Raw genomic sequence first — 24,695 nt, forward strand, 5'->3', positions numbered from 1 at the left:
CGAGGGGCACTTCCTCTGGAGAACCCCTCCAGACCTGGTGACAGACCACATGGATGTGATTCCACTTCTCCCCACCAGCCCCACACCGCCGACGAACGTCGTCCACCTCAGGATCCACAGGATGAACAGCCTGCACCCGCCGATCCAGGCACTTGTCCACAGTTTCCACAGCAGTTATTAATACTACTGACCCCTGTTAAATGACATCTCCCGAGAACAATGAGCTCCTCCTGTCCTCGGTTCCTCCGCCCACCCTCGCTCCCATCCACACCCGGACAGCGAGTGCTCCACGACACGGTAAGCTGACACAGCACTCGACCGTCACAGGATTCTGGGCTCTCGTGTGGTACATGGTGACGAGCTCACCGGACACCTGCACAGCAGACCTGCTTGTCCTCGGCCGGGGCACCATTGAGCACCCGACCGGGCCCGAGCAGTCCTGCGAAAGGCGGATCCATCCGTGAAGTTCACCGTTGAGCGCGACATCCTGACGGACGCCGTCTCCTGGGCCGCACGATCTCTGTCCCCTCGCCCGCCGGTGCCGGTCCTGTCCGGACTGCTGATCACCGCCGAAGACGGACTGGTCTCGATCGCCAGCTTCGACTACGAGACCTCTGCGCAGCTCGAGATCGAGGCCGACATCGAGGAGACAGGCCGCATCCTGGTCTCCGGTCGACTGCTCAATGACATCGTCCGCTCCCTGCCGGCCGCACCGGTGACCGTGGAGACCGACGGATCCAAGGTGGTGCTGACCTGCCGCAGCTCCCGGTTCTCCCTGGCCACCATGCCGGTGGACGAGTACCCCTCCCTGCCGCAGATGCCCGACTCTGCTGGCACGATCCACGGAGATGCCTTCGCCGACGCGGTCGCTCAGGTGACCGTGGCCGCCTCCAAGGACGACACCCTCCCGATCCTGACCGCCGTGAAGGTGGAGATCGAGGGAGATCGCATCACCCTGCTCGCCACGGATCGCTACCGGCTGGCCATGAAGGAACTGACCTGGCAGCCGGCCGACCCCTCGATCTCCCAGTCCCTGCTGGTCAAGTCCCGCACCCTGACCGAGGTGGCCAAGTCCCTGGCCGGTGGCGGAGACCTGCAACTGCGCCTGGCCGAAGGATCCGATCTCGTCGGCTTCTCCTCCGGCGGACGCCGCACGACGAGCCTGCTGGTGGACGGGGACTACCCCAAGATCCGCGCCCTGTTCCCGGAGAGCAGCCCGATCCACGCCGCCGTGCAGACCGCACCGCTGGTGGAGGCCGTCAAGCGTGTGGCCCTGGTGGCCGAACGCAACACGGCCGTGCGCATGGTCTTCACCGACGGCCAGGTCACCCTGGACGCCGGTGCCGGGGACGACGCCTCGGCCAACGAGACCCTGGATGCACAGCTCGAGGGCGAGGACATCACCGTGGCCTTCAACCCCTCCTACCTCAGCGAGGGTCTGAACGTGATCGACACACCGTTCGTGCGGTTCTCCTTCACCACTCCGCCCAAGCCGGCCCTGATGACCGCCCAGCAGGACCTGGAGTCCGAGGAGCAGGACGACTACCGGTACCTGGTCATGCCGGTCCGCCTGACGCACTGAGACGGGCGGCCGCACCTCGGTGTACCTCTCGCATCTGTCCCTGACGGACTACCGTTCCTACGCTCAGCTCGAGCTGCCGTTGGAGCCGGGTCCCACCGTCCTGGTCGGCTCCAACGGCGTCGGAAAGACGAACATCGCCGAAGCCGTGGGATACCTGGCCTTCCAGGACTCCCACCGGGTGTCCCAGGACTCGGCGCTCGTGCGCTTCGGTGCCCACCAGGCCAGAGTGCGCGGGCGGATCCACCGCGGAGACCGAGCGGTCTCCGTGGAGCTGGAGGTCAACCCGGGCAAGTCGAACCGGGCCGTGATCAACCGGGGTTCCCCTCAACGGGCGCGGGAGGCACTGGGCCTGCTGCGGTGTGTCATCTTCGCCCCCGAGGACCTGCACCTGGTCACCGGGGACCCCTCCGGCCGGCGGCGATTCCTGGACGAGCTGATGGTCCAGCTCCGGCCCGCGTTGGGGGGAGCCCGGTCCGACTACGACCGCGTGCTCCGGCAACGCAACGCGCTGCTGAAGAACGCCCGGCAGTCCCGGTCCTGGACTGAAGAGCACGAGTACACCCTGGCGGTGTGGGATGAGCATCTCTCCCGAGCCGGGGCACGGCTGCTCAACGGCCGACTTCACGTGCTGCAGCTGCTGGCTGAACCGCTCACCCAGGCCTACCGTGCCCTGACGGACGGCTCCAAGGACGCAGGCTACACCTACGAGTCCACCGTCCCCGAGGCCGCGGGTCGGCACAGCTCCGTGCCGGACGAGCAGCAGCTCTATGAGGCGCTGCTGCGCCAGCTGACCGAGGGACGCAAGGCTGAGCGCGACCGTGGCCTGACCCTGTCCGGGCCGCACCGGGACGAGCTGATCCTGGAGCTCGGACCGGCGCCGGCCAAGGGATTCGCCTCTCACGGTGAGACCTGGTCCTTGGCTCTGGCATTGAAACTGGCCAGCTACCAGGTGATGGTCCAGGACGATCCGGATCCGGACGCCCGCCCCGTGCTGATCCTGGACGACGTCTTCGCCGAGCTGGACTCCCAGCGGCGCTCCCGCCTGGCCTCCCTGGTGGACGGGGCCGAACAGCTGCTGGTGACCGCTGCCGTGGCGGAGGACATCCCCCAGGAACTGGCCGGGAACCGGATCGGGGTGCGGCTGACGGAGGACGGCAGCCTGGTCACCCTCGCTGACCCGGCACATGACGCCGAGCGGGCAGCTCCAGAAGAGCGTCCCGACGACGGCGAGGCACCTCAGTGAGCAGCGCCCCGCAGCGTGGGCGCCGGACGGAGACCGGCCCCGCCGACGACCGAGACCGTCCCGCCGACCCGGCAGACACGGCCGAGGACGTGCAGCCCGACGCCGCCCTGGTGGCGCTGAACCGGGTCCGTCAGGCTGCGGTCAGCCGAGGAGAGGTGCGCCAGCGGCCCGGACGGGGGCTGCTGCCGGGCACCGGTCGATCGGCCGCCCGTGACGGTGAGGGCGGGACCGGGCGAGCCGGTGCCGGGACCGCACGCGGCCGTCGTCGTGGGGGCACCGCCTGGCTGGGCGATGCGCGGGATCCGCGCATGCTCGGCGACGTCTTCGGCAACCTGGTGGCGGACCGGGGCTGGTCCTCACCGGTGGCCGTGGGATCTGTCCTCTCGCGATGGAGCGAACTGGTGGGAGCGGACATCGCCCTGCACTGCCGGCCGGAGAGCTTCGAGAACACCGTGGTGGTGGTGCGCTGTGACTCCACTGCCTGGGCCACCCAGCTCAAGCTGCTCACCCCGGTCCTGCTGGGCCGGTTCGAAGAGGCACTGGGTCCGGGGATCGTCACGCGACTGCAGATCCACGGCCCGGCTGCACCGTCCTGGCGTAAGGGTCCGCGCGTGGTCAAGGGCCGCGGACCGCGGGACACCTACGGATGAGACGCTGAGCCGTCAGACGCCGTTCTGAGGCCTCTGGACCCCAGGAGGCGGATCGGGGTCCGGATCAGGGTGCCCTGGTGCGCGGGATCTGCGATTCTGTCCCGCTCATGGCATGTTCTGCCCACAGCGTCCCTCAGAATCCCGCGAGATGGGCGCAGCTGGCGTAGAATGTGAAGGAACTGTGCCGCAGGCTTCGGCGCGCCCACTGCGGCGTCCCTCTCCTGCGGTCCTGCCCGTCCGTCTGTCCCGAGGCCGCCCACCGGCGCGCACGGGAGGACATCGACCTGAGGAGCCGTACCGCACGTGGCCGAAGAGCAAGCCGCAGAGAACAACGGCACTGGACCGACCGAGCCGATCGACGCGGCGCCGACCGAGTCCACGGATCCCGCCGCAGCCGGTGCCCCGCAGGCTCCGGAGAAGCCCTCGACCCGGGTCGAGCACGCCTACGGTGCTGATGACATCACCGTGCTGGAGGGCCTGGAGGCCGTGCGCAAGCGGCCGGGCATGTACATCGGCTCCACCGGGCCGCGCGGACTGCACCACCTGGTGTACGAGGTCGTGGACAACTCCGTGGACGAGGCCCTGGCCGGGTACTGCGACACCATCCACGTGACCCTGCAGGCCGACGGCGGCGTGCGCGTGGAGGACAACGGCCGCGGCATCCCCGTGGACATGCACCCCACCGAGGGCAAGCCCACCGTCGAGGTGGTCATGACCATCCTGCACGCCGGCGGCAAGTTCGGCGGGGGCGGCTACGCCGTCTCCGGTGGGCTGCACGGCGTGGGCATCTCCGTGGTCAACGCCCTCTCCTCCCGCGTGGAGACCGAGATCCGGCGCCAGGGCCACGTGTGGCGGATGAGCTTCGCCCACGGCGGTGTGCCCCAGACCGAACTGGTCAAGGGCGAGGAGGCCGACCGCACCGGGACCACTCAGACGTTCTATCCCGATGCCGGGATCTTCGAGTCCACCGAGTTCGACTTCGAGACCCTGCGCGCCCGCTTCCAGCAGATGGCCTTCCTCAACAAGGGCCTGCGCATCACCCTCACCGATGAGCGTTCCCTCGAGAACAACGAGGTGCAGGAGGATGAGATCGCCGGGGGCGAGGCCTCCGGCGCGAAGGAAGCGGAGGGCGAGGGCGCCGTCGTCGGGAATCTGGTGGAGGTGGCCGAGGACGGCGAGCAGCTGGTGTCCACCGGTGGCGCCAACCCAGCGGAGCTGCAGGCCGCCGAGGGGACCAGCAAGAAGCGGATGGTCGACTACTGCTACCAGAACGGCCTGCTGGACTACGTCAAGCACCTGAACTCCGGCAAGAAGGTGGAGATGGTCCATGAGGACGTCATCTCCTTCGAGTCCGAGGACACCGACCGCAAGATGGCCGCCGAGGTGGCCATGCAGTGGACCACCGCATACTCCGAGTCGGTGCACACCTACGCCAACACCATCAACACCCACGAGGGCGGCACCCACGAAGAGGGATTCCGCGCGGCCATGACCAGCCTCATCAACCGCTATGCGCGCGAGAAGGAGATCCTCAAGGCCAAGGACGAGAACCTCTCCGGCGACGACATCCGCGAGGGCCTGACCGCGGTGATCTCGGTCAAGCTCTCCGAGCCGCAGTTCGAGGGACAGACCAAGACCAAGCTGGGCAACTCCGAGGCCCGCGGGTTCGTGCAGAAGATCGTCACCGATCAGCTCGGCGACTGGCTCGAGCGCAACCCCGGCCCGGCCAAGGACGTCATCCGCAAGGCCATCATGGCTGCGCACGCCCGCATGGCCGCTCGCAAGGCCCGGGACAACGCCCGCCGCAAGTCCCCGCTGGAGTCCTTCGGAATGCCCGGCAAGCTCGCGGACTGCTCGTCCAAGGACCCCTCGCGCTGCGAGGTCTACATCGTGGAGGGTGACTCCGCGGGCGGCTCGGCCAAGCAGGGCCGCAACCCCGAGACCCAGGCCATCCTGCCCCTGCGCGGCAAGATCCTGAACGTGGAGCGGGCGCGCCTGGACCGGGCGCTGTCCAACATGGAGATCCAGTCCATGATCACCGCGTTCGGCACGGGCATCGGCGAGGAGTTCGACCTGGCCAAGCTGCGGTACCACAAGATCGTGCTGATGGCCGATGCCGATGTGGACGGCCAGCACATCACCACGCTGCTGCTCACGGTGCTCTTCCGCTACATGCGCCCGCTGATCGAACACGGACACGTGTTCCTGGCCCAGCCCCCGCTGTACCGCATCAAGTGGTCCAACGCCCCGCACGACTACGTCTTCTCCGACACCGAGCGGGATGAGGCGATCGCCGCGGGCCAGGCCAAGGGCTGGCGCCACCCCAAGGACAACGGCGTGCAGCGCTATAAGGGCCTGGGCGAGATGAACTACCAGGAGCTGTGGGACACCACCATGGATCCCGAGCACCGCACCCTGCTGCAGGTCTCCATGGACGATGCCGCCGCCGCAGACGAGGTGTTCTCCATGCTCATGGGCGAGGACGTGGAGTCGCGCCGCTCGTTCATCCAGCAGAACGCCAAGGACATCCGCTTCCTGGACATCTGACCCACCCCCCGTCACCCGTGCACCACACCGTGCCATCACCGGTGCACGCACCCTGCACCACTGAGACGATCCGAGGACACCGCGCGTGAGCGACCAGACCCCCGAGAACCCCGAGAACACTGAGGCCCAGAACTCTCAGCCTGAGAATCCTGAGAGCTCAGAGACGACGCCGACCCCCGAGACCGAGGCCGTCGAGGGCGTCGTCGTCTCACCGCTGGATCCGGGGGACAAGGTCGAGATGGTCGACCTGCAGACCGAGATGAAGCGGTCCTACCTGGACTACGCCATGGCGGTCATCGTCGGACGAGCCCTGCCGGATGTGCGCGACGGCCTCAAGCCCGTGCACCGCCGCGTGCTCTACGGCATGTTCGACGGCGGCTACCGTCCGGACCGCTCCTTCAACAAGTCCGCCCGTGTGGTGGGTGAGGTGATGGGCAACTACCACCCGCACGGTGACTCGGCCATCTACGACGCCCTGGTCCGGCTGATCCAGGACTGGGTGATGCGCTATCCGCTGGCCCTGGGACAGGGCAACTTCGGCTCGCCAGGCAACGACGGTGCCGCCGCCCAGCGTTACACCGAGACCAAGATGGCCCCGCTGGCCATGGAGATGGTCCGGGACATCGACGAGGACACCGTCGACTTCCAGGACAACTACGACGGCAAACAGCAGGAGCCCACTGTACTGCCGGCCCGGTTCCCGAACCTGCTGGTCAATGGCTCCTCCGGCATCGCCGTGGGCATGGCCACCAACATCCCTCCGCACAACCTGCGTGAGGTCGCCGACGGTGTCCAGTGGTACCTGCAGAACCCCGAGGCCACGCGTGAGGAGCTGCTCGAGGCCCTGCGGCAGCGGGTGAAGGGCCCTGACTTCCCCTCCGGCGCCCAGATCCTGGGCCGCAAGGGGATCGAGGAGGCCTACCGGACCGGCCGCGGCTCGATCACGATGCGCGCTGTGGTCAACGTGGAGGAGCTGCAGGGCCGGACCTGCCTGGTCGTCACCGAGCTTCCCTATATGGCCAACCCGGACAACCTGGCCGCCAAGATCGCCGAGATGGTCCGCGACGGCAAGATCTCCGGGATCGCCGACATGCGTGACGAGACCTCCGGCCGCACGGGCCAGCGCCTGGTGATCGTGCTCAAGCGCGACGCCGTGGCCAAGGTGGTCCTGAACAACCTCTACAAGCACACCCAGCTGCAGGAGAACTTCTCCGCCAACATGCTGGCCCTGGTGGACGGTGTGCCTCGGACCCTGTCCTTGGACGGCTTCATCCACCACTGGGTGATGCATCAGATCGACGTGATCGTGCGCCGGACCGAGTTCCGCAAGCGCAAGGCCGAGGAGCGAGCCCACATCCTGCTGGGTCTGCTCAAGGCCCTGGACATGCTCGACGAGGTCATCGCCACGATCCGCGCCTCCTCCAGCGCCGAGACCGCGCGCGAGGCCCTGAAGACACTCCTGGACATCGACGATGACCAGGCCCGGGCCATCCTGAACATGCAGCTGCGTCACCTGGCCGCCCTGGAGCGTCAGGCCATCCAGGACGAGTACGACGAGCTGCAGAAGCGCATCGCCGAGTACAACGAGATCCTGGCCTCCCCGATCCGCCAGCGTGAGGTCATCTCCGAGGAGCTGCGCGAGATCGTGGAGAAGCACGGCGACGATCGGCGCACGGAGATCCTCTACGGCTACGACGGCGACATGTCGATCGAGGACCTGATCCCCGAAGAGGAGATGGTGGTCACCATCACCCGCGGCGGCTACGTCAAGCGCACCCGGATCGACAACTACCGGGCTCAGAACCGCGGCGGCAAGGGTGTGCGTGGGGCCTCCCTGCGCGGGGACGATGTGGTGGAGCACTTCTTCACCACGTCCACGCACCACTGGATCCTGTTCTTCACGAACCTGGGCCGGGTCTACCGGATCAAGACCTACGAACTGCTCGAAGCCGGACGGGACGCCAAGGGCCAGCACGTGGCCAACATCCTGGCCTTCCAGCCCGACGAACGGATCGCCGAGGTCCAGCAGCTCGACGACTACGGCCGGGCTCCCTATCTGGTGCTGGCCACGCGTGATGGCCTGGTGAAGAAGACCCCGCTGCAGGACTATGACACCAACCGCTCCGCCGGCGTGATCGCCATCAAGCTCCGTGAGGGGGATGAGCTCGTCTCGGCCCAGCTGGTCTCGGAAGAGGACGACATGATCCTGATCTCGCGGCAGGGGCAGTCGCTGCGCTTCCACGCCACCAACGAGGCACTGCGTCCCATGGGCCGCGCCACCTCCGGTGTGACCGGCATGAAGTTCCGCGACGGAGACGACCTGCTGACCGCTGATGTGGTCAAGGAGGACTCCTACGTCTTCATCGTCACCGACGGTGGTTACGCCAAGCGCACCCACGTGGACCAGTACCGGGTCCAGAATCGCGGCGGCCTGGGCATCAAGGTCGGACGGTTCGTGGAGGACAGGGGCAGCCTGGTCGGCGGCCTGGTGGTCGAGGAGAACGACGAGGTGCTGGTGGTCATGGAGTCAGGCAAGGTCGTGCGCTCTGCGGTGACCGGGGTTCCTGCCAAGGGCCGTGACACCATGGGCGTGATCTTCGCCAAGCCGGACAAGGGTGATCGGATCGTGGCCGTCACCCTGAACAATGAGAAGTACCTGACCAACGGCGGAGCCACTGAAGGCGAGTCAGAGGGTGACGTAGTCTTGGAGGCTGAGACGGACGCCGTCGCTGTTGCCGACGACGCCCCGATGACCGAGAACCCCACCGACTCCGCCGATCAGGACACCGCTTCAGGTGATCAGGACGCGGACCTTGACGGAGGACAGCAGTGAGCACATCCGGAACGTCCCGGCCTGCGGGCCAGCGCCCCACCGGCAGCAAGCCGGCAGGTTCCACCCCGCAGGGCACTCAGCAGCGCCCCGCCGGTCAGCGTCCGCAGCAGAAGGGCCTGGTGCGTCCGGCCCCCAAGGCCAAGGTGCGCAAGGCCCGTCTGCTCGTCTCCAAGATCGATCCCTGGTCGGTCCTGAAGATGGCGTTCCTGCTGTCCGTGGCCCTCGGCATCGTGACCGTCGTGGGTGCGGTGGTGCTGTGGACCACCATGGATCTCACCGGGATCTTCGGCCGGGTCAACGACCTGATGGCACAGGTGCTGGGCAGCGAGGGCGGGGCACTGACCGTCCAGCAGCTGGTCTCACTCGGACAGGTCGCCTCCGTGGCCACCATCATCGCCGTGGTCAATGTCGTGCTGCTGACCGCGCTCAGCATGCTGGCCGCGGTCCTCTACAACATCTCCTCGACCCTGGTCGGCGGCATCGGCGTCACCCTGACCGACGACTGATCTGACTCGATTTTGCTCCACCCGGAAGGGTGGGGTAACGTTGATCATCGGTTCCGGCCCCGCTGGTTCCGATCGAGGGCGTATAGCTCAGGCGGTTAGAGCGCTTCGCTGATAACGAAGAGGTCCCAAGTTCAAGTCTTGGTACGCCCACTCCACACAGTCCACGCACGGGTCCTCGGACCTGAGTCCAACCGGCCGGTCCGGGGAAGGCAGGACATGAAGCCGATCATTCGGTTCGCGGCTCTGGCAGCCGGTGTGGTCACGGTCCTGGGAGTCCGCGCCTGGCGCGAGAACGAACAGGGCAAGCAGGTCTGGGGTTCGGCCACAGACTCTCTGGCTACATCCGGAACCACCCGGACAGACCAGGACAACTGAACACCCTCGGGGGCATGGCGCAATTGGTAGCGCACCTGCTTTGCAAGCAGGGGGTTAGGGGTTCGAGTCCCCTTGCCTCCACCGAGAAGGAAGAGCCCGGTCCACCATGGACCGGGCTCTTCTGCATCCCAGCTCGTGGTGGTCAGTCATCCGTAGACTTCGAGCATGCCGAGCAGCCCCTTCACCCTTGGACCGGCCAGTTTCGAGGATGTGCCCACCATGCTCCGACTGCGCGTCCAGCTCTTCCCCGATCTGGCGCGTCAGGGCGCTGCCTCCCACCCGGAGCCGGCCGGGGAGACGGGATGGCAGGACGCCGCTGGCCGGGTGATCCAGAGTCAACTGGACTCTCCTGAGCACCGGTACTGCGTCGCTCGGGGACCTGAAGACGAACTGTTCGGCTGGGGCCGGGCCAGCCTCGTCCAGGGCCTGCCCGGACCCGGTTTCCCCACCGGGCGGATGGGAGTCGTGCAGAATCTGGTGGTTGCGCCCTCCGCCCGGGGACAGGGCGTGGGCAGGAAGATCACCCAGGACCTGATCGACTGGCTGGGCTCGGCGGGTGCGGAGGTGGTGGACCTGTTGGCCAGCAGCTCCGCAGAGCACCTGTACCGCAGTCTGGGATTCCAGGAACCGCGCCAGATCCCGCTCCGGCTCCTGCTGGATGGATGAGGTCCTTCCCGATGCGCGAAGGCCCGCCGTCCAGAACGGACGACGGGCCTTCGTGGTCATTCAGCCCAGACGGCTGAGCGGGGTCCTCAGTTGGCCGACTTCGGGGCCGGGGCGCCCTGGACCTTCTCCTCGGCGGTGTCCACGATGGCGTTGCCACCGGCGGCGGCCGGAGCCGGAGTGGCGGCGGTGCCAGCCGCACCTGCGGACGGAGCGGCGGCGGGGGTGCCGGCGACCGGAGCGGGCTTCGGTGCAGTCACGGGAGCGCCAGCGGCACCGGTGGTGACGGGCTGGGGAGCCTGACCGGTGGGGGTCAGCGGCTTCGGAGCCGGGTTCTTCCACGGATCCTCGACCGGCTTGGTCAGCTGCCACACAGCGACGGCTGCGGCACCGGCGGCGGCGACGATGCCGGCCACCAGCCAGCCCTTGCCGCTGGAGTTCTTCTTGCCGTGCTTCTTGAGCTGCTTCTGCGCGACCTTGGTGTAGTTCTCACCGGCCTTGCGCAGCTTCTTCACGGCCTTCTTGTCCCCGGTCAGCTTCACCAGGATGTCCTCGACCGCGGGGTTCACCTTGGCGTGGTGGATGCCCTTGTTGGCCTGTCCGGCCAGATCGGCCAGACGGCTCGAGGCGGCGGGGAGGTAGTCGTCCTGGACCTGGTGACGGGCCTGGTCCACGTTGTTCACGACGCGGTTGGCAGCACCGGCGAGTGCGGTGCCGGCGGCGGCGAGGCCTGACTGGATCTGGGGGGTGACTTTGTCCACGGTGTCCTCCATCTGGTGAGTGGCCTGGCTGGCGGCGATCTTCGCGCGAGCCTTGCCCTCGCCTGCGCCCTTCTCGGCCCAGGCGAGCATGTTCTCGAACTTCGGCGCGGCCCAACGCATGAGGGTGTCGGCTCCGGCGCTCAGGCGGTCCTCCACAACGGGGGTGCGGTTCTTGCCCATCTGATCCTCCATGATTAGACGCGGGTCTACTGGCCTCCAGGGCGATCGACTGCTCGTCGACGGGGACCAGTTCGCCTCTCAGCCTACGGTGAAGTAGCCCTCTCGCGCACGGGCAGGGGGCTGATTCGGCTGAACGCGTGATTCGGCCCTGCGCGAAGATCGCCGACTTTCCTGTCCCAGAGCCGCCGCGTCCCACTCAGTGGATGGAACAATGAACCCCATGACTGCCATTGCGACTCATCAGGCGACGATCAAGACCAACCAGGGCGACATCCAGGTGGAGCTCTACGGCAACCACGCGCCCAAGACCGTCCAGAACTTCATCGATCTGGCCACCGGCAAGCGCGACTGGGTGCACCCGCAGACCGGCGAGACCCAGTCCGGGACCCCGCTCTACGACGGCACGATCTTCCACCGCATCATCAAGGACTTCATGATCCAGGGCGGCGATCCCCTGGGCCAGGGCATCGGCGGCCCCGGCTACCAGTTCGACGACGAGATCAACCCGGACCTGGACTTCACCGCTCCCTACAAGCTGGCCATGGCCAACGCCGGCAAGCAGATGGGCCGCGGCACCAACGGCTCCCAGTTCTTCATCACCTCCGTGCCCACCACCTGGCTGCAGGGCAAGCACACCATCTTCGGTGAGGTGAAGGACGCCGACTCCCAGAAGGTCGTGGACGCGCTGAACGCCGTCGCCACCGACATGCGGGACAAGCCGCTGGAGGACGTCGTGATCGAGACCATCGAGATCAAGGAAGTCTGACCCTCCGTGTCCTTCTTCACCCCGGGCGGTTCGGATGACGCCGCAGGCCAGCAGCTGCCGGTCTGCCCCCGTCATCCGGACCGCCCGTCCTTTGTCCGCTGTCAGCGCTGTGCGCGACCGGCCTGCCCTGAATGCCAGCGCCGGGCCGCCGTCGGGGTGCACTGTGTGGACTGTGTGCAGTCGGCCACCGCCACGGATCCCTGGGGACAGCCTCTCCAGAGCCCGACGACGGCCGGTCACCCGGGACAGGATGCCTCCGGTCCGGCATGGGGCCAGGGGACAGCGGTTCCGGCAGGCCGCCAGCCGGCACGGCGTGCCATGCCCGGGCTGGCCCGCCGCAGCGGAGCGGACACCCCCTGGCTGACCTACGCGATCATTGCGATCTGTGCCGTGGTGTACGTGCTGCAGTGGATGACCTCTTCGGACCGCTACGGCATCACCCAGCAGTTCTGGTACGCCGGCGCCCACACCTCGGCGTTGGAGATGGAGCCATACCGGATGCTCACTTCGGCGTTCCTGCATTCGCTGGGCACGCCGATGCACATCCTGTTCAACATGTTCACCCTGTGGATGATCGGCCAGGCCCTGGAGCCGGCGTTGGGCAGGGTGCGGTTCCTGACGCTGTATCTGGTCTCAGCACTGGGCGGATCGGTGGCCGTGCTGTGGCTCTCCGAACCGACCGTGCCGGTCGTCGGGGCCTCGGGTGCCGTCTACGGGCTCTTCGCGGCGCTGTTCATGGTGCTGCGCGCCACGGGTGGCCAGGTCAGTTCGATCGTGGCGCTGATCGTGGTGAACCTGGTCATCTCGTTCATGGGGTCGAACATCTCCTGGCAGGGACACATCGGCGGCCTGGTGACCGGTGCCGCCGTGGCCGCCGCCATGACGCTCATCCCCCGTGGTCGCCCGGCGGGCGGACCGGGATCCTCCCGCGTGGACCGCGGCGTGGTGCTGCAGTGGGCGGCGATCGCCGGGATCGTGGTGGTCCTGGCGGTGCTCACCGCCATCGGCGCCGCCCGGCTCACGCCGCTGGCGATCCTGGGTTGACGACGGGGCGCACCCGCCCCCGAGCTGACCCCGACGGCCCTGTGCCTGCCCCGTGCAGGTGCGGGGCCGTCGTCGTTGTCCCCACCTCTGTCCACAGGTGTGGACGGAATGACACCCGTGTGATTCACACGGAAGTTATCCACAGGAGTTGTCCACAGTGTGGATGAACTACACCGCTGTCATTCCGATCGTGCTGTCCGTGAAAATGAATCTGCCCAGGTCAGCAAGGGATGGGATGCCCTGGTGAAGATGTCCACAGCTGTGGGGACAGCGGGTCAGCGCCAGCGCGTGGTCATCAGGAACCCGATCATGGCGAATCCGAATCCGATCAGGATGTTCCAGCCGCCGGCCTGTGGGAGGGGCCAGACGCCCATGGTGATGTAGTAGACGCAGATCCAGATCAGGCCCACGATCATCAGGCCGAACATGACCACCTTGTACCAGGTGGGCAGCGGCTCGGGGCCCAGGTCCTCGGACCGGCGGTCCGCCCGGCGCTCGGCGCGCGCAGCCTCCACGTGGTTCTTGCCGGACTTGCGAGAGGAGGATTCGGGCACGGGATTCCTGTTCTGAGAAGGGGCGCGGATGTCCGCACCAGTCTATCGGCTGTGTCCTGGCCCACCATGTCCCCGGCGGTCCATCAGGCTCGGCGAGGTCCGCGGAGCGATAGGCTCGACGCCATGATCGACTCCTCCGCCACCTCAGCCGCCGCCCGCATCCTGGTGATCGACAACTACGACAGCTTCGTCTACACCCTGGTCGGCTACCTGCGTGAGCTGGGCGCGGACACCCTGGTGGTCCGCAATGACGCCGTCACGCTGGAGGAGGCCCAGGAACTGGCAGCCGAGCGGGACGGCGTGCTGCTCTCTCCCGGTCCGGGTGCTCCCGGTGAGGCAGGTGTGTGCGTGCCGATGGTCCATTGGGCGGCCGCACACGGCATGCCGCTGTACGGGGTGTGTCTGGGCCATCAGGCGATCGCCGAGGCCTTCGGCGCCACGGTGACCCACGCCGAGGAGCTGATGCACGGCAAGACCTCGAGCCTGCGGCATCACGGCCACACCATGTTCGCCGGAGTGTCCGATCCGTTCACGGCCACGCGCTACCACTCCTTGGCCGCGGTGCGCTCCACCCTGCCGTCGGAGCTGGAGATCACGGCGGAGACCGACGGCGGCGTGGTCATGGGGGTGGCGCACCGCACCGCACCGCTGTGGGGTGTGCAGTTCCACCCGGAGTCGGTGCTGACCGAGGGCGGCTACCGCATGCTCGGCAACTGGCTGGAGTCCTTGGGGATGGCCGGCGCCTCGGCGCGCGCCGCCCAGCTCTCCCCACTGGTGGGCTGACCTCAGCCGCTGGGCAGTCAGTCCGAGGGCGTGCCCGGGTTGGAGGGCTCGGGGCTGGGTTCCACGGAGACGGTCGGCTCAGCTGATGAGGAGGGATCCTCACTGGGGGTCGGAGAGGGCTCCTCGCTCGGCGTGGGGCTGGGCGACTCACTCGTCGGGGTGGGCGTAGGCGTGGGAGAGGGGCTGCTCGGGGTGGGGCTCGGGGACGGCTCCGGGGCTTGAGCCACCCGGACGGTGATGCTCGAGTCCTGGGCCACCAGGTCTCCGGACGGAGGATCCTGTTCGATCACCCGTCCCTCCTCGGTGGAGCTCGTCGTCACCGGCACCACGCTCAGACGCAGACCGACCTCCTGCACCGCCTCCAGGGCCTCCTCATCGGTGAGCCCGGTGAGGGAGGGCACGGACACCTGACCGTTGGACATGTGCAGCTCCACCGCCGATCCGGAGCGGACCGTGGACCCCAGGGCGGGTGAGGTCTCCACCAGACGGTCACGAGGCACCGTGGAGGACTCCACATCCCGCACCGAGGAGATGGTCAGGCCCAGGCCCTCCAGGGTGTCCCGCACCGTGGCCTCGGACTGGCCGGCCAGGTCTTCCGGAAGGGTGACCTGCTCGGGGCCGCCGCTGATCTGCAGGGTGACCTCGCGGTCCCGGGTCACCGTGGAACCCTCAGCAGGGTCGGTGCCGACCGCGCGGCCCGGGTCGATCTCGTCGTCGAACACCTCGGTGAGGATGGGCCGCAGGTCGGCCTGGGTGAGTGCGTTCTGAGCCTCCATCTGGGTCAGTCCACGCACGGTCGGAACGCTCACCTGGTTGGCCTCGACGCTGCGGCGGTTCAACTCCTGGACCAGGAACCAGCCGCCGATCACGGCACCGATCGCCAGCAGCACCACCAGCACCCCGACGACAGCCTTGGCTCCGGCCCCACGCCGCCGATGGGAGTCGTCCTCGTGCCGCATCCGCAGCGGATGGTCGGCGTCCTGGTCGGCCTCCCGGGTCTGGTCGGTGGAGGGGGACCGGGGGTCGCGGTACTCCAGCGGAGGCGGCGGCACCACCTCGTGACGGCCTGTGGTCAGCCGCGGAGGCGGCTCCTCGTCCTCCAGCCCGGGGAGGGCCTGGGTGGGCTGAGGGTCCGGGTAGGGGTCCTGGACCGCGGAGATCCCCCCTGTCCCGACGTCGGCTCCCGCGCCTTCTGCGCCCAGGGCACCGGCCGCTGCGCTCGTCGAGGCGGCAGGCAGGGCGGTGGTCGCGTCGTCGTCCCTTTCCGGGTGGGGATCCTGGCCGGCGGAGGCGCGCTGGAGGGCCTGGGAGAACTCGCGGCCGCTCTGGTACCGGTCTGCAGGGTCCTTGGTCAGGGCTCGGGCCACCACGGCGTCCAGCTGCGGGGTGACCAGCGAGTTCACCGTGGACGGGACCGGCGGGTCCTCGCGCACGTGCTGATAGGCCACGGCCACGGGGGAATCACCTTGGAACGGCGGTCGGCCGGTGAGCAGGTCGAACAGGACACAGCCGGCGGAGTACAGGTCGGAGCGGGCATCGACCTTCTCTCCCCGGGCCTGTTCGGGAGCGAGGTACTGCGCGGTGCCCACCACGGCCTGGGTCTGGGTCATGGTGGCGGCGGAGTCGGCCAGGGCCCGGGCGATCCCGAAGTCCATCACCTTCACCACGTCGCCGCGGGTCACCATGATGTTGGCGGGCTTGATGTCCCGGTGCACGATCCCCTGGGAGTGGCTGTAGTCCAGCGCCTCCAGGACGCCGCGCATCCACCGGGCGGCGGACTCCGGATCGACCTCACCGCGGCGCTGCAGCTCACGCAGGGTCTGGCCGTCCACGAACTCCATCACCAGGAAGGGGCACATCACCCCGTGGTGGGCGGTGTCCTCCAGTCGGATGTCGCCGGTGTCGAACACCGAGACGATGTTCGGATGGTTCAGCGCAGCCGAGGAGTGGGCCTCCCGGCGGAAGCGGGACTGGAACTGGGGATCCCGGGCCAGGTCCGGGCGCATGAGCTTGATGGCCACACGCCGGCCCAGCCGCAGGTCCCGTCCCTGATGGACATCAGCCATGCCACCCCGACCGATGAGCTCACCGACCTCATAGCGGTCGTTGAGGATGCGCTGCTGCCCGGACACCGTCAGCCGACCTCCGGGGGCGCCGACTCACCAGGCGGCCCGGGCTGACCGGGCTCGCCGGGCTGACCGGGCTGAACGGGAGCAGGAGGTTCGACGGCGCTGGCCGTCTCGCTGTTCGTGGGCGGGGCAGTGGTCTCTGCAGGGGGTGAAGTCTCCGGCGGTGCTGAGGTGGTCTCTGCAGGGGGTGTGGTCTCCGGCGGTGCTGAGGTGGTCTCTGCAGGGGGTGTAGTCTCCGGCGGTGCTGAGGTGGTCTCCGGCGGTGCGGACGTGGTGGGGGCCTCGGTGGTCTCCGGCGGTGCTGAAGTAGGAGGTGCCTGAGTGGTTGGAGGAGCCGAGGTGATCGGTGCCGGGGCCGCCGAGGTGGTGGGGGCCTGGGTGGTCGGCTCCTCCGAGGTGGGGGACGCCGAGGAGCTGGTGGGTGCTGAGGAGGTGGTCGGCGGGGCCGAGGTGGTCGGATCCTCACTCTCGTCCCCGGCGAGCAGCGGAAGCAGCCACATGCCCAGCAGGGTGAAGGCGATGAGCAGCAGCAGACCGATCAGTGGCCAGGTCCAGGGGCTGCGGCGGCGCGGTGCGGGCTGGTCCAGGTCTGCCGGGTGGTCCATGTCCTCGGCGGACAGGGCATGCTCGGAGCGCCCGGCCTGATCGACCTGGTCGAGCTTGCCGGTGGCGGTGATGCGTCCGGACTGATCGGCGGCGGCTGCCCCGGCCAGGGCTGCCCCGCCCGCAGAGGCTGCGCTGGCCACGGGCAGCGCCGATGTCCTGGTCCCGCCGGCCCCGGACGCCCCGTCGCCGGGGATGACCTCGGTGGCATGGGTCTGGGTCATGCCCGAGTAGTCGTCGGAGCCGCTCGGATGGACCTGGGTGACGGCCTCGGTGGGCTGGTCTGCTCCTGCGGCGGCCCCACCGGTGAGGAAGGCCATCATTCCCGGTACGGCGGCCACCGCGCTGGAGGTGTCCTGGCGGCGCAGGGCATCGGCGGCGTCGGCCAGGGCGGTGGCGTTGGCCGGACGGTCCTTCGGGTCCTTGGCCAGCATGGACATGATCAGCGCGCGGACCGGCTGCGGGATGGACTCCGGCAGCGGCGGCGGCGGGTCGTTGACCTGGGCCAAGGCGATCGCGATCTGGGACTCACCGGAGAACGGTCGGTGTCCCACCAGGCATTCGTAGCCGATCACGCCCAGGGAGTAGATGTCCGAGGAGCCGGTGGCCTGCTGCCCAGTGGCCTGTTCGGGGGCCAGGTACTGGGCCGTGCCCATGACCTGACCGGTGGCGGTCAGCGGGACCTGGTCCGCCAGGCGGGCGATGCCGAAGTCGGTGACCTTCACCCGTCCCTGGGGAGTGATCAGCAGGTTGCCCGGCTTCACATCCCGGTGCACCAGTCCCTGTGCATGGGCGGCGGACAGCGCCCGGGCCGTCTGGGACATGATGTTCAGGGTCCGGTCCGGTGAGAGGACCTTCTCCTTCTCCAGGATGGAGGACAGCGGCGGTCCGGGGACCAGCTCCATGACCAGGTATCCGGAGCCGTCCTCCTCACCGTAGTCGTAGACATTGGCCACCCCGGGGTGGTTCAACAGCGCGGTGTGCTGGGCCTCGGCGCGGAAACGGCGCAGGAAGTTGGTGTCCCCGGTGTACTCCTCCTTGAGGATCTTCACCGCATTGGTCCGGCCCAGAACCTGGTCCTTGGCCTTCCAGACCTCGCCCATCCCGCCGATGGCGATGCGCTCGGTGAGCTGGTACCGCCCTCCGAGGGTGATTCCTGATGTCGGCCTCACTGTTCGACCACCGCTTCCACGATCCTCTTCATATTGGCTGAGGTCATCATGTGACCGTCTTCATAGTCCGTGTTCTGATACACCAGTGTGACAGCGACCTGCGGGTCATCGGCCGGTGCGAAGCCGGTGATCCAGGAGTTGACCTTGCCGGACTCGGGGTCCAGTTGAGCGGTGCCGGTCTTCGCGGCGATCTCGACCTGGTCGGAGCGGGCCTGCCAGGCGGTGCCGGATTGGACCACCTGCTTCATCATCTGGGTCATCTGCTCGGCCACCTCGGGGCTGGTGGAGTTCTTGTAGACCTCAGGCTGGGGCTCTTCCAGGGTGGTCAGGTCCGCACCGCGGATGGTGTCGATGAGCTGCGGCTTCATCAGGGTGCCGTCGTTGGCGATCGCCGCGGCCACCATGTTCATCTGCAGGGCGGTGGCCGCCACGTCGCGCTGACCGATGGAGGACTGGGCCAGGGCGGCGTCGTCCAAGTCCTCGGGGAAGCGCGATGCGGACACGGACAGGGGGATCTCCAGGCTCTGGTTGAATCCGAAGTTCTCCGCGGTGGTCCGGATCCGATCCTGACCCAGCTCCATGGCGGCCTCGGCGAACGGCGTGTTGCAGGACTGGGCGAAGATCCACTCCAGGGTCTGCTGGGAGTGCTGGTTGCACAGGCCGGCGGCGAAGTTGCCCAGGGGGGTGTTGGAGTTGGGCAGGATGATGCGGCTGGGCAGGGGCACCATCTGATCCGGTGCGTACTCTCCGGACTCGAGCATGGCCACGGTGTCGATCAGCTTGAAGGTGGACCCGGGAGCGGCCAGGGTCTGGGTGGGGCGATTGATGTAGGGGCTCAGTCCGGGCAGTCCCTGCAGCTCCTCCATGTTGGCCCGAGCGCGGGTGCCGCTGTGCGTGGCCAACAGGTTCGTGTCATAGCTGGGCCGGCTGGCCATGGCCAGGATCCGTCCGGTGGCCGGGTCGGTGATCACCGCAGAGGCCTGCACTCCGGCGGGCAGGGCGTCATAGGCCACCTGCTGCATCTGTGGGTCGATGGTCAGCTCCACCTGGGCACCCTCCATGGGGGTGCCGGAGAAGAGCTCCACGACCCGGTCGATGAACTGTCCGTCCGAGGTGCCGGCCAGGTACCGGTTCATCTTCTCCTCCAGGCCGGTGGCACCGAAGGTCAGCGAGTAGAAGCCGGTGAGCCCGGAGTAGAGCGGGCCGTCATGGTAGACGCGCTGGTAGTTGAAGTCGTCAGAGGACTCCACGGACTCGGCGATCGGCTCACCGTCCACCAGGATCGGACCGCGGGGGGCGCCGAACTCCTGGTAGAGCTGCCGGGAGTTGAAGTCGTTGTTCTTCAGAGCATCGGCCGCCACCACCTGGATGATGGACACGGCCAGCAGCAGGATCAGGAACAGGGCGACGACGACGGCCCAGGTGTTGCGGATGGCCTGGTTCATCGCTCGCCTCCTGGGGTGGTGGGTGCAGGGAGTGAAGTGGGCTCGGACCGGTCCTGGTGGCCTGATCCGGTCCCGGAGGCGTTGACCATGGGGCCGACCACCACCGGGCGCCGGGCGGCCTGGGAGACCAGCAGCACCAGGGCCACCACGATCCAGTTGGCCAGCAGTGAGGATCCTCCGGCGGCCATGAACGGGGTGGTCAGGCCGGTCAGCGGGATCACCATGGTCACCCCGCCGATCACCACGAAGCACTGCAGGGCCATGGTGAAGGCCAGTCCGGCGGCCAGCAGCTTGCCGAAGGTGTCCCGGGTGCCCAGGGCGGCCCGCATCATCCGGGTGACCAGCAGCAGCAGGAGCATGATGATGGCCGCCAGACCCACGAAGCCCAGCTCCTCGCCGAAGGAGGCCACGATCATGTCCGAGTTGGCGTAGGCCACGATGTCCGGCCGACCCTCGCCCAGCCCGGTGCCCAGCAGCCCACCGGAGGCCAGGCCGAAGAGCCCCTGGACGATCTGGAAGGAGCCGCCGGTGCGGTTGTAGACCTCGGGGTCGAACGCGTTGAGCCAGGCGCTCACGCGCAGGCCCACGTGGGAGATGGTGTTGATCGCGATCAGTCCGCCCACGCCCACCAGGGCCAGCCCCAGGATGATCCATGAGACCCGGGAGGTGGCCAGGTAGATCATGGCCATGAACAGGCCGAAGAACAGGATCGCCGAACCCAGGTCACGCTGGAAGACCAAGACCCCCATGGAGATGATCCAGGCGATCACCAGAGGTGCCATGTCCCGGAACCGGGGGAAGGTCACCGGTCCCACCTTCTTGCCGGCCAGCAGGATCAGATCGCGGTTGGCCGAGAGGTAGCCGGCGAAGAAGATGGCCAGCATGATCTTGGCGACCTCACCGGGCTGGAAGGAGCCCACTCCGAGGTTGATCCAGATCCGGGCCCCGTTGATCTCCATGCCCAGCCCCGGGATCAGGGGCAGCACCAGGAGCAGGCCGGCGGCGATGAGGAACAGATAGGTGCGCCGGCGCAGCAGTCGGTGGTCGCGCAGGAACCAGAGCACCACCAGGGCGGCCCCCATGGCCACCACCGTCCACAGCAGCTGCCGGTCAGCGGCGTTGTCCCCGCTCTCCAGGTCCAGCCGGTGGATCATGGCGATGCCCAGACCGTTCAGGGTGACCGCGATCGGCAGGATGTAGGGGTCCGCGTACCGGGCCTTCAGGCGCAGGACCAGGTGGAAGAGCAGGGCCATGATGGCCAGCACACCGGTCTGGATCCAGTACTCGGCGGTGACCTCACGGTCCATGCCGATCGCTGAGAGCAGGTGTGCACCCAGGCCGATGCCCAGGGCCAGCAGGAGCAGGACCAGTTCCGTGGTGCGCCGAGGGCGGGCGGGAGAGATGACCTGTGGCATCAGCGTCGACCTCCCAGGGCGCCGGCTGCGGCGCCGTCCACCACGGCGTTGACCTCAGCGGCGGGTGGGCGGGTTCCGCTCGGGGACGGGCTCTGGGCGCTTCCCGACGGCGACGGGCTGGGTGCCGCGGTCGCGCTCGGGGAGGGCGAGGGCTGGGTGGAGGGGTCGGACACGGGAGGGGCCTCCGGGGTGAGGGAGCCTTCGAGTTCGGCGACGATCTCCTGGGCATGCTCCAGATCCCGGGCAGGCAGTCCCGAGAGCAGGCGCTGCCGGGAGTAGGCGGGCAGCCGGTCCAGGGGGATGTCGGTCTCATGGTCCAGGTGGGAGAGGCTGATGGGGCCGACCTGCTGTGAGACGCCGTTGAAGATGGCCACCTGCCCGCGGTTGTTGCCCACGTAGTACTGGGTCTGCGTCCAGAGGTAGCCGAAGGTGAGCACGGCCAGGAAGGTCAGGGCCAGCAGGGCGGTGAAGACCGGCAGGAACACGGAGCGGCGGCGACGTGGGGGGATGGCCCCGGTCAGGTCCTCCGGGGGGATGCCCCGGCGCTCTGCGTCCAGATCGGACTGCGCGGTGAGGTCCTGTGCATCGGCACGGTGGGCGGTGTGCTGGGTCGCTGCTTCCTGGCCCCGGTCCGGGGCCTGCCCAGCCGGTGCGGAGACCCCTGGTGCGGCGCCGGTGGCGGCAGCCGCCGGGGCAGGCAGTCCAGCCGGACCACCGCTGCCCGTGATGCGGGTGGGGGACCCACCGGTGAGCAGCGCGGCAGCCCGCTTCTCCGTGGAGCGCCGCGTGACGATCGGGATCTTCCCGGTCTGGGTGGCCAGATCGGCGGCGCCCACCAGTTCGTGGGGCCGGGACTGCAGGTCCTCGCGCAGCAGGGTGGCCGAGACGGGGCCGGTGCGTGACGGAGTGGCCGCGGCCAGGGCCTCGTCTGAGAGCACCTCGGAGGACGGTTCCGTCTCCAGAGCGTCCACCTGATCGCTCTGCACGATCTCCAGCGCCACGATGGTGACGTTGTCCGGCGCGCCGCCGGCCAGGGTCAGCTCGACCAGTTCATCCACCACGTCCCGCAGATCTCCACCGTGGCGCAGTTTGGACTCGATCACGGTGGGGGGCACCACCGCGGTCAGGCCGTCCGAACAGAGCAGCCAGCGCTCGCCGGCGGTGACCTCCAGCGCGGTGATGTCCAGCTCGGGGGAGGCGTCCACGTCTCCGAGCACGCGCATGAGCACATTCTTGTGGGGGTGGGACTCGGCATCGTCCGGGTGCAGCCGGCCTTCGTCCACCAGGCGCTGGACGAAGGTGTGGTCCTTGGTGACCTGGGAGAACTCATCCTCCCGGAGACGGTAGGCGCGTGAGTCGCCGATGTGGGCCAGGTGCAGGGTGGTCCCGGCCAGCAGCACGGCGGTGCAGGTGGTCCCCATGCCGGCCAGCTTGGGGTTGGCGTGGACGAGATCGTTCAGGATCAGGTTGGCGTTCTGGATCTCATCCGGCAGCACCGTGGAGGGGTCTGGGTACCCGGTGGCGTCCAGTGGTGCCAGGTCCAGCACGGTCGAGGCACTGGCGACATCGCCCCCCACATGTCCGCCCATCCCGTCCGCGACCACGGCAAGGTGACGGCCGGCGTAGGCGGAGTCATCGTTCTTGGAACGGACTCGGCCCACATCCGACCGTGCGGCGAAGTGGAGGACGAGGCTCATGGGGTCAGGGCCTCAGCACCAGGACGGTCTTGCCGATCCGGATCGGGGTGCCCGGGTCCACGGCGACCGTGCGGGCCAGCTGGCTGCCGCCGACATAGGTGCCGTTGGTGGAGCCCAGGTCCTCCAGGAACCAGCGTGAGCCCTGGGGGAAGAGACGGGCATGGCGGCCGGAGACGTAGTCGTCATCCAGCACCAGGTCTGCCTCCTGGGCCCGTCCGAGCATCAGGGGCTCGCCGTGGAGATCGATCACCTGTCCGCTCAGCGGCCCTTCGGTGACCTCGAGCTGACGGGGCAGTGGACGCGGGGCCGCCTGCTGACCGCCGCCGGGGGTGGCCTGGCCGGGAGCCTCGGCCACGGGCGCGGCGGTGGAGCTGGCCGGGCGGGCCGCCGGGGCGGCGGCCGCCTGGGGGCGCACCTTGTTGCGGCGTCCCACCATCAGGTCCCGGCCCTGGGAGGAGACGATCGAGATGATCAGAATCCACAGCACCAGCAGCAGTCCCAGCCGCAGTGCGGCCACAGCGAGCTCGCTCAAGCGCGGCCTCCTCGTCCATCACGGTCAGTGCCTGGAGAACCTGTGCGTGCCGGCAGCATCCGGAAGGTCATGGTGACCCGTCCCAGGGTGATCTGATCCCCGTCCCGCAGCACGGTGGATCCCTCCACCGGGCGGTGGTTGACCGTGAAGCCGTTGGTGGACCCCAGGTCCATGGCCGTCACCGTGCTGCCCCGCGTGATGATCTCCAGGTGCCGGCGCGAGACGCCGGTGTCCTCCACCAGGATGTCCGCGTCGGCCGAACGCCCCAGGATAATCGAATCGGCGTTCAGGGCGTACTTGCGTCCCTCGATCTCCAGCACCGGCTGCAGGGGAGCAGAGGTCCCGACGGGCCGCTTGGGGGGGCGGTGCGTGCGGGCCGGAGGGGTGGGAGCGGGCCGCGGAGAGGGACGCGGCGTGGGGGCTGGGGCCGGAGCCGCGCTGGGTGCGGACCGGCCGTCGTCGTGATGATCCTGCGGGGGTGGGGCCGGGCGGGTGCCCTGACCGCCGCGATCCGTGGAGGAGTCGATGTCCAGACGGCCCGGGCGCAGCGACTCGTCCTCCACGAACGTCACGCGCACGGGTCCCTGGAGGGTGTAGCCCTGTTCGCGGGCATGGCGGATGGCCTCGTCGCACAGCTCCTCGGCCAGAGTGGATCCCCACTTGCGGGCCAGGACGAAGTCCTGAGCGGAGAAGCCGATGGTGAAGACGTTGGGCACGAAGGTGCGACCCTCGGCCAGGACCATGGCCTCGTCGTCCATGGTCAGGCGGAGGGCATTGGCGATCTCCACCGGCTTCACCGAGCGTTGGCCGCCGGCGGAGAAGGCCGAGCGCATGGCCTGCTCCAGGCCGCGTTCGAGGTTGTCCAGAAGACCCACGGGGGGTTCTCCTTTCCGCAGATGTCGTCTCGATAGTACGCGGGGGACCCTGAGGGAACGATGAGAACGGCGGGGTTCGAGGTTGCGATGACGTATCGGTTCTGGGCCGCGGCAACGCCCCTCGGGCTCGATTTGGGGATTCGGGGGAAGTCGTTCTAAGATGGTTCTCGCTGTTCTGACCGGTGCGGAGGATTCCGTACAGGCCTTTCGACCGGGAAGACAGACCAACTCGCGCGAGTGGCGGAATTGGCAGACGCGCTGGCTTCAGGTGCCAGTGTCCTTACGGACGTGGGGGTTCAAGTCCCCCCTCGCGCACGCGAGATCTGATGTGAGATCACAG

The 24,695-nt window shown here is 68.4% G+C and carries 20 protein-coding genes and 3 tRNA genes; 14 read left to right on the plus strand and 9 right to left on the minus strand.

Features of this window, described 5'->3' with window-relative positions; all coding sequences use genetic code 11:
* Positions 1-460 precede the first annotated feature (460 nt).
* The 10 genes from dnaN to BM355_RS12370 all read left to right on the plus strand — a co-directional run bounded on the left by dnaN (position 461) and on the right by BM355_RS12370 (position 10,402).
* The gene (gene dnaN / locus BM355_RS12330) at positions 461-1,582 is read left to right on the plus strand and encodes a DNA polymerase III subunit beta (RefSeq protein WP_091699069.1); all 1,122 of its coding nucleotides are present in this window, start codon (positions 461-463) and stop codon (positions 1,580-1,582) included.
* Between the two features lie 19 nt (positions 1,583-1,601).
* A complete protein-coding gene (gene recF, locus BM355_RS12335) occupies positions 1,602-2,825 on the plus strand; it encodes a DNA replication/repair protein RecF (RefSeq protein ID WP_091699071.1) in 1,224 nt (407 codons plus the stop codon).
* Positions 2,826-2,914: 89 nt separating this feature from the next.
* Positions 2,915-3,475, plus strand: a complete 561-nt coding sequence (locus BM355_RS12340; protein ID WP_091699142.1) for a DciA family protein — start codon at positions 2,915-2,917, stop codon at positions 3,473-3,475.
* A gap of 354 nt (positions 3,476-3,829) precedes the next feature.
* The gene (gene gyrB / locus BM355_RS12345) at positions 3,830-6,022 is read left to right on the plus strand and encodes a DNA topoisomerase (ATP-hydrolyzing) subunit B (RefSeq protein ID WP_091699144.1); all 2,193 of its coding nucleotides are present in this window, start codon (positions 3,830-3,832) and stop codon (positions 6,020-6,022) included.
* A gap of 85 nt (positions 6,023-6,107) precedes the next feature.
* The gene (gene gyrA, locus BM355_RS12350) at positions 6,108-8,855 is read left to right on the plus strand and encodes a DNA gyrase subunit A (protein WP_425435632.1); all 2,748 of its coding nucleotides are present in this window, start codon (positions 6,108-6,110) and stop codon (positions 8,853-8,855) included.
* Positions 8,852-9,361: a DUF3566 domain-containing protein gene (locus BM355_RS12355; RefSeq protein ID WP_091699073.1), complete on the plus strand. Its 510-nt coding sequence runs from the start codon at positions 8,852-8,854 to the stop codon at positions 9,359-9,361. Before gyrA ends, BM355_RS12355 begins: the two co-directional genes overlap by 4 nt.
* Before the next feature lie 76 nt (positions 9,362-9,437).
* A tRNA-Ile gene (locus BM355_RS12360) sits at positions 9,438-9,511 on the plus strand.
* A 66-nt stretch (positions 9,512-9,577) separates the two neighbouring features.
* Positions 9,578-9,736, plus strand: coding sequence for a hypothetical protein (locus BM355_RS14375; RefSeq protein WP_177227952.1), 159 nt, complete (start codon positions 9,578-9,580; stop codon positions 9,734-9,736).
* Between the two features lie 8 nt (positions 9,737-9,744).
* Positions 9,745-9,817: transfer RNA gene (locus BM355_RS12365), tRNA-Ala, on the plus strand.
* An 84-nt stretch (positions 9,818-9,901) separates the two neighbouring features.
* Positions 9,902-10,402 (plus strand): GNAT family N-acetyltransferase, encoded by a 501-nt coding sequence (locus BM355_RS12370; protein ID WP_091699075.1) that lies wholly within the window; start codon positions 9,902-9,904, stop codon positions 10,400-10,402.
* A gap of 86 nt (positions 10,403-10,488) precedes the next feature.
* On the opposite strand, the gene BM355_RS12375 is transcribed toward BM355_RS12370, so the two are convergent.
* A complete protein-coding gene (locus BM355_RS12375) occupies positions 10,489-11,340 on the minus strand; it encodes a hypothetical protein (RefSeq protein WP_143109500.1) in 852 nt (283 codons plus the stop codon).
* Between the two features lie 220 nt (positions 11,341-11,560).
* Between BM355_RS12375 and BM355_RS12380 the strand changes: the two genes are divergently transcribed.
* Both BM355_RS12380 and BM355_RS14380 read left to right on the plus strand, forming a co-directional pair.
* Positions 11,561-12,106, plus strand: a complete 546-nt coding sequence (locus tag BM355_RS12380) for a peptidylprolyl isomerase (protein ID WP_091699079.1) — start codon at positions 11,561-11,563, stop codon at positions 12,104-12,106.
* A gap of 6 nt (positions 12,107-12,112) precedes the next feature.
* A complete protein-coding gene (locus tag BM355_RS14380) occupies positions 12,113-13,150 on the plus strand; it encodes a rhomboid family intramembrane serine protease (RefSeq protein WP_177227953.1) in 1,038 nt (345 codons plus the stop codon).
* Positions 13,151-13,425: 275 nt separating this feature from the next.
* Here BM355_RS14380 and BM355_RS12390 read toward each other — a convergent pair whose 3' ends face one another.
* A complete protein-coding gene (locus tag BM355_RS12390) occupies positions 13,426-13,704 on the minus strand; it encodes a cell division protein CrgA (RefSeq protein WP_091699081.1) in 279 nt (92 codons plus the stop codon).
* A 123-nt stretch (positions 13,705-13,827) separates the two neighbouring features.
* On the opposite strand from BM355_RS12390, the gene BM355_RS12395 reads away from it, so the two are divergent.
* Positions 13,828-14,487 carry an anthranilate synthase component II gene (locus BM355_RS12395; protein WP_091699083.1) on the plus strand — a complete coding sequence of 220 codons (660 nt, stop codon included), beginning with the start codon at positions 13,828-13,830 and terminating at the stop codon, positions 14,485-14,487.
* Positions 14,488-14,504: 17 nt separating this feature from the next.
* Here BM355_RS12395 and pknB read toward each other — a convergent pair whose 3' ends face one another.
* Genes pknB through BM355_RS12430 form a run of 7 tightly spaced genes read right to left on the minus strand, consistent with a single transcriptional unit; the run spans position 14,505 to position 24,355 of the window.
* On the minus strand, positions 14,505-16,619 hold the full coding sequence (gene pknB / locus BM355_RS12400) for a Stk1 family PASTA domain-containing Ser/Thr kinase (RefSeq protein WP_281247581.1): 2,115 nt from the start codon (positions 16,617-16,619) through the stop codon (positions 14,505-14,507).
* A 2-nt stretch (positions 16,620-16,621) separates the two neighbouring features.
* On the minus strand, positions 16,622-18,391 hold the full coding sequence (locus BM355_RS12405) for a serine/threonine-protein kinase (RefSeq protein WP_091699085.1): 1,770 nt from the start codon (positions 18,389-18,391) through the stop codon (positions 16,622-16,624).
* A complete protein-coding gene (locus BM355_RS12410) occupies positions 18,388-19,836 on the minus strand; it encodes a peptidoglycan D,D-transpeptidase FtsI family protein (RefSeq protein ID WP_091699087.1) in 1,449 nt (482 codons plus the stop codon). The genes BM355_RS12405 and BM355_RS12410 overlap by 4 nt, the downstream gene beginning before the upstream one ends.
* Positions 19,833-21,251 carry an FtsW/RodA/SpoVE family cell cycle protein gene (locus tag BM355_RS12415; RefSeq protein ID WP_091699089.1) on the minus strand — a complete coding sequence of 473 codons (1,419 nt, stop codon included), beginning with the start codon at positions 21,249-21,251 and terminating at the stop codon, positions 19,833-19,835. The genes BM355_RS12410 and BM355_RS12415 overlap by 4 nt, the downstream gene beginning before the upstream one ends.
* Positions 21,251-22,948 carry a PP2C family protein-serine/threonine phosphatase gene (locus BM355_RS12420; RefSeq protein ID WP_091699090.1) on the minus strand — a complete coding sequence of 566 codons (1,698 nt, stop codon included), beginning with the start codon at positions 22,946-22,948 and terminating at the stop codon, positions 21,251-21,253. Before BM355_RS12420 ends, BM355_RS12415 begins: the two co-directional genes overlap by 1 nt.
* Before the next feature lie 4 nt (positions 22,949-22,952).
* Complete coding sequence (locus BM355_RS12425) at positions 22,953-23,480, minus strand: FHA domain-containing protein FhaB/FipA (protein ID WP_091699092.1); 528 nt, start codon at positions 23,478-23,480, stop codon at positions 22,953-22,955.
* The gene (locus tag BM355_RS12430) at positions 23,477-24,355 is read right to left on the minus strand and encodes an FHA domain-containing protein (protein WP_091699094.1); all 879 of its coding nucleotides are present in this window, start codon (positions 24,353-24,355) and stop codon (positions 23,477-23,479) included. Before BM355_RS12430 ends, BM355_RS12425 begins: the two co-directional genes overlap by 4 nt.
* A gap of 231 nt (positions 24,356-24,586) precedes the next feature.
* On the opposite strand from BM355_RS12430, the gene BM355_RS12435 reads away from it, so the two are divergent.
* Positions 24,587-24,670, plus strand: a tRNA-Leu gene (locus BM355_RS12435).
* Positions 24,671-24,695 lie beyond the last annotated feature (25 nt).

The sequence above is a fragment of the Micrococcus terreus genome (assembly GCF_900116905.1).
GTDB lineage: Bacteria > Actinomycetota > Actinomycetes > Actinomycetales > Micrococcaceae > Citricoccus > Citricoccus terreus.